The 6,659-nt window shown below is 73.4% G+C and carries 6 protein-coding genes; 2 read left to right on the top strand and 4 right to left on the bottom strand.

All coding sequences use genetic code 11. The annotated features are described in order from the left end of the window. Positions 1-381: 381 nt before the first annotated feature. Both ACFWMZ_RS27985 and ACFWMZ_RS27980 read right to left on the bottom strand, forming a co-directional pair. The gene (locus tag ACFWMZ_RS27985; protein ID WP_383184206.1) at positions 382-945 is read right to left on the bottom strand and encodes a DUF3017 domain-containing protein; all 564 of its coding nucleotides are present in this window, start codon (positions 943-945) and stop codon (positions 382-384) included. A gap of 22 nt (positions 946-967) precedes the next feature. Further along, positions 968-1,831 (bottom strand): bifunctional methylenetetrahydrofolate dehydrogenase/methenyltetrahydrofolate cyclohydrolase, encoded by an 864-nt coding sequence (locus tag ACFWMZ_RS27980; protein WP_383204956.1) that lies wholly within the window; start codon positions 1,829-1,831, stop codon positions 968-970. Between the two features lie 305 nt (positions 1,832-2,136). On the opposite strand from ACFWMZ_RS27980, the gene ACFWMZ_RS27975 reads away from it, so the two are divergent. Beyond that, a complete protein-coding gene (locus ACFWMZ_RS27975; RefSeq protein ID WP_383204953.1) occupies positions 2,137-2,793 on the top strand; it encodes a hypothetical protein in 657 nt (218 codons plus the stop codon). A 100-nt stretch (positions 2,794-2,893) separates the two neighbouring features. Here ACFWMZ_RS27975 and purH read toward each other — a convergent pair whose 3' ends face one another. Both purH and purN read right to left on the bottom strand, forming a co-directional pair. Continuing rightward, on the bottom strand, positions 2,894-4,456 hold the full coding sequence (gene purH, locus ACFWMZ_RS27970) for a bifunctional phosphoribosylaminoimidazolecarboxamide formyltransferase/IMP cyclohydrolase (RefSeq protein WP_383184219.1): 1,563 nt from the start codon (positions 4,454-4,456) through the stop codon (positions 2,894-2,896). Continuing rightward, the gene (purN, locus tag ACFWMZ_RS27965; RefSeq protein ID WP_383184221.1) at positions 4,453-5,109 is read right to left on the bottom strand and encodes a phosphoribosylglycinamide formyltransferase; all 657 of its coding nucleotides are present in this window, start codon (positions 5,107-5,109) and stop codon (positions 4,453-4,455) included. Before purN ends, purH begins: the two co-directional genes overlap by 4 nt. 545 nt (positions 5,110-5,654) lie before the next feature. Between purN and ACFWMZ_RS27960 the strand changes: the two genes are divergently transcribed. After that, positions 5,655-6,587 (top strand): hypothetical protein, encoded by a 933-nt coding sequence (locus ACFWMZ_RS27960; protein ID WP_383204950.1) that lies wholly within the window; start codon positions 5,655-5,657, stop codon positions 6,585-6,587. Positions 6,588-6,659 lie beyond the last annotated feature (72 nt).

The following is a 6,659-nucleotide window of genomic DNA, read 5'->3' as shown; positions in this document are numbered from 1 at the left end:
GGTGCCCCCGCAGCAGACTGACGTGAGGAGCCAGAACTCACTACAGGCTCCAGCCTCGTCAGTCTGTGAGGAGGTACACCGGTGCGGCCCCGCCCGCACCACCCCACGGACAAACCCCGAACCCCACGACAAGGCCGCACTCACGGCCAACGGCAACCGACAAAACCCCAGCCCGGCCGGCGCTTGAGGCCAATCAGTGACCGGCACAGCCGAGACGGACAGGACGGCCAAACAACAGCCCGGCCGGCGTTTGAGGCCATCGTGGACCGGCACAGCCGAGCGGCGCTCAGCCAACCCCAGCCCGGCCGGCGCTTGAGGCCAATCCGTGACCGGCACGGGAAAGCGGCGCTCAGCCGAAAAGCAGCCCAGCCGGGGCGCGGCTCAGTCGACGGTGAAGTGGAGCGTCCGGTCCAGGAACGGCAGTTCCACCCACGGATGGGGCTGCTGCATCAGCGCGAGGAGCACGATCGCCGCGCCCAGCACCGAGTAGGTCGCCAGGTCGGTGAAGCGCGAGCGCACCGCGAGCATCCCGACCGAGGGAAGCGCCCAGCGCAGCCCGGCGCCGACGAGGAGCGCCACGCCGATGAGCATGGTGCCGATCCGAGTGATGTCGAAGGCCGTCAGGATCAGGCCGAGCGCCGTGAGCGAGAGCACCAGGAGGACGGGCCACTGGCGGGCGGGCGCGGGCGCGTCCCCGGCGGCGGCCCGCCCCCCGCCCTCGGGACGGGCGATGGAGCGGGTGATCCGCGGGAAGCGCCGCGAGCCGGGCTCCCGCCGGGACCAGCCCAGCTTGGCCACCCCGGTGCGCACCCCGGCACCGGCACGGCTGGCACCGGCCGCGGGGCCCGGCTCGGGAGCGGAGGGCGTCGCGGCCTCGGCCCGGGCCTCGGGCTCGGCCTTGGTGGCCGGCTCGGCGGGCTGGTCGTCGGGGGCGTCGGTGCTCATCGGTGGCGGCCTCTTCGGGGGTTCAGGCGGCGGAGGCGGCCTGGCGCTCGGCCGCCTCGACGACGTTGACGAGGAGCTGGGCGCGGGTCATCGGGCCGACGCCGCCCGGGTTGGGGGAGATCCAGCCGGCCACCTCGGCGACTCCGGGGTGCACGTCGCCGACGATCTTGCCGCTCTCGTCGCGGCTGACGCCGACGTCGAGCACGGCCGCGCCCGGCTTCACGTCCTCGGGCTTGACGAGGTGCGGCACTCCGGCGGCGGCCACGATGATGTCGGCGCGGCGCAGGTGGGCGGCGAGGTCGCGGGTGCCGGTGTGGCACTGGGTGACTGTGGCGTTCTCCGAGCGGCGGGTGAGCAGCAGCGGCATCGGGCGGCCGATGGTGACGCCGCGGCCGACGACGACCACCTCGGCGCCGTTGATCTCGACGCCGAAGTGGCGCAGCAGCGTGACGATGCCGAACGGCGTGCAGGGCAGCGGCGCGGGCTCGTTGAGGACCAGGCGGCCGAGGTTGGCGGGGTGGAGGCCGTCGGCGTCCTTGGCCGGATCCATCAGTTCGAGGATGCGGTTCTCGTCGATGCCCTTGGGGAGCGGGAGCTGCACGATGTAACCGGTGCAGGTCGGGTCCTCGTTGAGCTCCCGGACGACCGCCTCGATCTCCTCCTGGCCGGCCGTGGCGGGCAGTTCGCGCTGGATGGAGGCGATGCCGACCTGGGCGCAGTCGCGGTGCTTGCCCGCGACGTACTTCTGGCTGCCCGGGTCCTCGCCGACCAGGACGGTACCGAGGCCGGGCGTGACGCCCTGGGCTCGGAGAGCGGCCACACGCTGGGCCAGCTCGGACTTGATCGCGGCCGCGGTGGCCCTGCCATCGAGAATCTGGGCGCTCATGGCCCCATCCTCGCGGATCCCCGGCCTCCGCCGCCAATCCGGGTCGGCGGCCCGCCGGACGGGGCCAGGGGCCACCCCCCTCAGCTGGTCGTTTTCGGCCGTCTGGTCCGGTGTGGCCGAATGATCACGGAGGTTGCACTTGCACAACGTCCATGGCTGGTGACTGGACAAGACCCCGGGGTATTGAGAACGATGAGGCGCAGACAGTGCCGCGGGCAGTGCCGGGGGGAAGCGCCGCTTACGTCTTTCATCGCAACCTCCTGCGCGGGCCGCGCGTCCCCGCGCTTCAACGGAGGAAACCCGCCATGAGTTTCGGCGACCCCAACAACCCCTACGGCCCGCCCCCGCAGGGCGGCCAGCCGCCGCAGGGCCAGCCCGGCTACGGCGCCCCCCAGGGCCAGCCCGGTTACGGCGCCCCGCAGCAGGGCCAGCCGGGCTACGGCTACCCGCAGCAGGGCGGCCAGCCGGGCCAGCCCGGTTACGGCTACCCGCAGCAGCCGGCGTACCCGGGCGGTCCGGGCATGAATCCGATGAAGGCGGAGATGCCCGGTCTGATGAAGACCGCGCGCGTGCTGCTCTTCGTGGTGGCGGGTCTGCAGATCCTGGTCGGGCTTTTCTTCGGCGTCGCCGTGGGCGCGGCCAAGGACGTCGCCAACGGCATGGAGACCGACGCCGCCAACGGCCTCGTCGGCCTCGGCTACGCCCTGGTCTTCATCCTGCTCGCGCTGGCCGTCCTCGCCATCGTGCTCGGTGTGAAGTTCTCCACCGGCGGCTCCGGCATCCGCATCACCACCATCGTCTACGCCTCGCTGATGCTGCTCGGCTCGCTGAGCAACCTCTTCGCGGGCGGGGGCGGTTCGGCCACCTTCGGCGGCATCGTCGCGCTGGCGATCTACGGCATCATCCTCGCCTCGATGGTGAACAGCCAGGCCACCGCCTGGTTCAACCGCCCGCGCTACTGACCCGCGCAGGCACCGTACGGCCGAGGGCCGCGCCCCCCGCTCGGGGACGCGGCCCTCGGCCGTCTCGCGTGCCTGGCGCCTCGCGGTACCCAGGTACCGGTCAGTGGAAGAAGTGGCGGGTCCCCGTGAAGTACATGGTGACGCCGGCCTTCTTCGCGGCCTCGACGACCAGTTCGTCGCGGACCGAGCCGCCGGGCTGGACGACGGCGCGGACACCGGCCTCCAGCAGGATCTCCAGCCCGTCGGGGAAGGGGAAGAACGCGTCGGAGGCTGCGAAGGCGCCCCGGGCGCGCTCGGTGCCGGCGCGCTCGACGGCGAGCTTGGCGGAGTCGACGCGGTTGACCTGGCCCATGCCGACGCCGACCGAGGCACCGTCCCTGGCGAGCAGGATGGCGTTGGACTTGACGGCGCGGCAGGCCTTCCAGGCGAAGGCCAGCTCGGCCAGTTCGCCCTCGCTGAGCGCGTCGCCGGTGGCGAGGGTCCAGTTGGCCGGGTCGTCGCCGGGGGCCTGGAGGAGGTCGGCGACCTGGAGGAGGGCGCCGCCGTCGATCTGCTTGGTCTCGACGGTGGCGGCGGGGGCCTGCGGGCAGCGCAGCACCCGGATGTTCTTCTTCCGGGTCAGTGCCTCCAGCGCGCCGTCCTCGTAGTCCGGGGCGACGATGACCTCGGTGAAGATCTCCGCGACCTGCTCGGCGAGCTCCCGGGTGACGGGCCGGTTGACGGCGATGACGCCGCCGAAGGCCGACAGCGGGTCGCAGGCGTGCGCCTTGCGGTGCGCCTCGGCGACGTCATCGGCGATGGCGATGCCGCACGGGTTGGCGTGCTTGATGATCGCGACGCACGGGTCCTGGTGGTCGTAGGCGGCGCGGCGCGCGGCGTCGGTGTCCGTGTAGTTGTTGTACGACATCTCCTTGCCGTGCAGCTGTTCGGCCTCGGCGAGGCCGCCCTCGCCGAGGGTGTAGAGCGCGGCGGGCTGGTGCGGGTTCTCGCCGTAGCGCAGCACGGTGGAGCGGGTCAGCGCGGAGCCGAGGAAGTCGGGGAAGCCGCTGTCGTCGGCGGCGGCGTAGTCGTCGGCGAACCAGGAGGCGACCGCCACGTCGTAGGCGGCGGTGTGCTGGAAGGCCTTGGCCGCGAGCCGCTTGCGGGCGGCCAGTTCGAAGCCGCCGTTACGGGCCGCTTCGAGGACCGCGCCGTACTGGCCGGGGTCGGTGACGACCGCCACGGACGGGTGGTTCTTGGCGGCGGCGCGGACCATGGAGGGGCCGCCGATGTCGATCTGCTCGACGCACTCGTCGGGGGTGGCGCCGGAGGCGACGGTCTCCCGGAACGGGTAGAGGTTGACGATCACCAGCTGGAAGGGCTCGACGCCCAGCTCGGCCAGCTGCTCGCGGTGGCTGTCCAGGCGCAGGTCGGCGAGGACGCCGGCGTGCACGCGGGGGTGGAGCGTCTTGACGCGGCCGTCCAGGCACTCGGGGAAGCCGGTCAGCTCCTCGACCTTGGTCACCGGCACCCCGGCGGCGGCGATCCGCCCGGCGGTGGACCCGGTGGAGACCAGCTCGACGCCCGCCTCGTGCAGCCCGCGGGCCAGCTCCTCCAGACCCGTCTTGTCGTAGACGCTGACCAACGCGCGGCGGATGGGCCGCTTCGTACCTTCGGCGGTCACGGAATCAGAACCTTTCGTCCCTCAATGCGATGGCCGTTGCGGGCCAGACGCCCCACGACCTCGACGAGCAGCGTGCGCTCGACGTCCTTGATGCGTTCGTGGAGGGCGGCTTCGCCCTCCGCCGAGTCGTCCTCGACGACCTCGACCACGCCCTGGGCGATGATCGGGCCGGTGTCGACGCCGTCGTCGACGAGATGAACGGTGCAGCCGGTGACCTTGGCGCCGTACGCGAGCGCGTCGCGTACGCCGTGGGCCCCGGGAAAACTGGGGAGCAGCGCGGGGTGGGTGTTGACCACCCGGCCGCCGAAGCGGGCGAGGAACTCCTTGCCCAGGATCTTCATGAACCCGGCCGAGACGATCAGGTCCGGCTCGTACGCGGCGGTCGCCTCGGTCAGCGCCCGGTCCCAGGCGGCCCGGTCGGGGTGGTCCTTGACCCGGCACACGAACGAGGGGATTCCGGCCCGCTCGGCACGTTCCAGTCCGGCGATGGAGCCGCGGTCGGCGCCGACGGCGACCACCTCGGCGCCGTACCGCTCGGCGCCCTGTTCGGCGATGGCGTCGAGGAGGGCCTGGAGGTTGGTCCCGGAGCCGGAGACGAGGACGACGAGGCGCTTCGGACGCGAAGACGCGTCGCTGGTGAGCGGCGAGGCCACGGCGGGGGCCTTTCTACGGTGACGCTGTTCGTGCGGGCACGGCGCGTGCGGGCGGTGCGGGTGGCGCTGCCTTGTCCGGTCGTACGCCTTTGTGCGGTCGTACAAAGGTCGCGCTCTCCGCGATCGGGGAACTCTACGAAGCTCCCGACCGTCAGCAACGATACCGGCACACTCGTCGGCCCCCACGGGACGGGGGCCCGAGGGGGCGGTAGCGTCTGGGAGGGGCTCGCCCGGGCCTTCGGGCCTGCGGAGAGAGAGGGGGGGCGGCCGTTGGCCGGTCCGCCGGGCCGCACCGCCCGCCGGGACCCCGTCCCGGCAGCACCCGCACCACCGACAGCACACAGAGCACACAGAGCACACACCCACAGCAGACCGACTCACGCCGGAACGCCCGACCGACCCGCACCAAGCCCGCCACCGCCGCCGCACCCGATCACCACCGACGGCCCACGGCCGCCGCCACCGCGCATCCGCGCACGGCCGGCGCCACCGGCCGACGCCCGGCCGGGCCGTCGGCCGGACCACCGAGGGAAGACACGCACCTGATGCCGGACCGACGCTCCGCCGCGAGCCTCCGCCTCCCCCTGCCCACCGCCGCCCCCGGCTTCGGGGGCCTCGCCCTGCCGGGCGCCACCGCGACGGCCCCGGACGTGTGGGGCGTGGTGGCGGTCAGGGGGAGCGATCCGTCGTCGCCGTCGTCGTCGGGGGGCGGTCGGGGGAGCTCGGAGAAGGAGCATGAGGCGCCTTCCGGTCCGGACTCCGGTTCCGGTTCGGGGTCGAGTTCCGGTTCGGGCTCGGGTTCCGGTTCGGACTCAGGTTCCGGGGACTCCGGGAATCCGTTCGCGCCGCCGCCCGAGGGCCAGCCGGATCAGCCGTGGCGGCCGCGGACGCCCACCGGGGGTTCCGGTGACGGCTCCGGTCAGGACTCCGGCGGGGGCGGCCGGTGGAGCGACCGCCAGCCCGGCCGCTCCCCCAGCCCCTTCGGCTCCGGCTCCCGCGACGGCAACGGCGACGGGCGCCCGTCCGGCCCCCGCTGGGACCCGCGCGACCCCGGCCAGCGCCGCGCCCGGTACGCCCTGCTGTCGGGCATGTGGTCGTTCTTCTTCGCCCTCTTCAACTGGCCGTCGGTCGCCCTGCTGCTCGGCGCCCTCTCGGTGTACTGGGGCGTCACCTCGCTGAAGATGCGGGGCAAGCCCGCCGACCCCGCCGCCCGCGAGGACCGCAAGCCCGGCGAGAGCACCCCGGCGCCGACCGAGGCGGGAACCCGCCAGCAGACCACGGCCGCCGTCAGCGGCCTGGTCACGGCGGGGCTGGGGCTCGCCCTGGTGGCCGCGATGTTCAGCGCCCGGGTCATCTACAGCGACTACTACTCATGCATGGACCACGCGCTGACCAACGCCACCCGCGACACCTGCGAGAAGCACCTCCCGAAGGACCTGCGCCCGCTGCTGGGCGTCAACGACGAGAACGGCCAGTGAGCACCGGGGCGAGCGGCGCCCCGTCCGCCTGAGGCCCCACACAGCAGTGCGCCTCCCGCCGGCGCCCGAGGG

This window comes from Streptomyces sp. NPDC058373, from assembly GCF_042723275.1.
GTDB lineage: Bacteria > Actinomycetota > Actinomycetes > Streptomycetales > Streptomycetaceae > Streptomyces.
The sequence above is the reverse complement of the archived record's forward strand: the minus strand, read 5'-3'. Positions and strand labels throughout refer to the sequence as shown.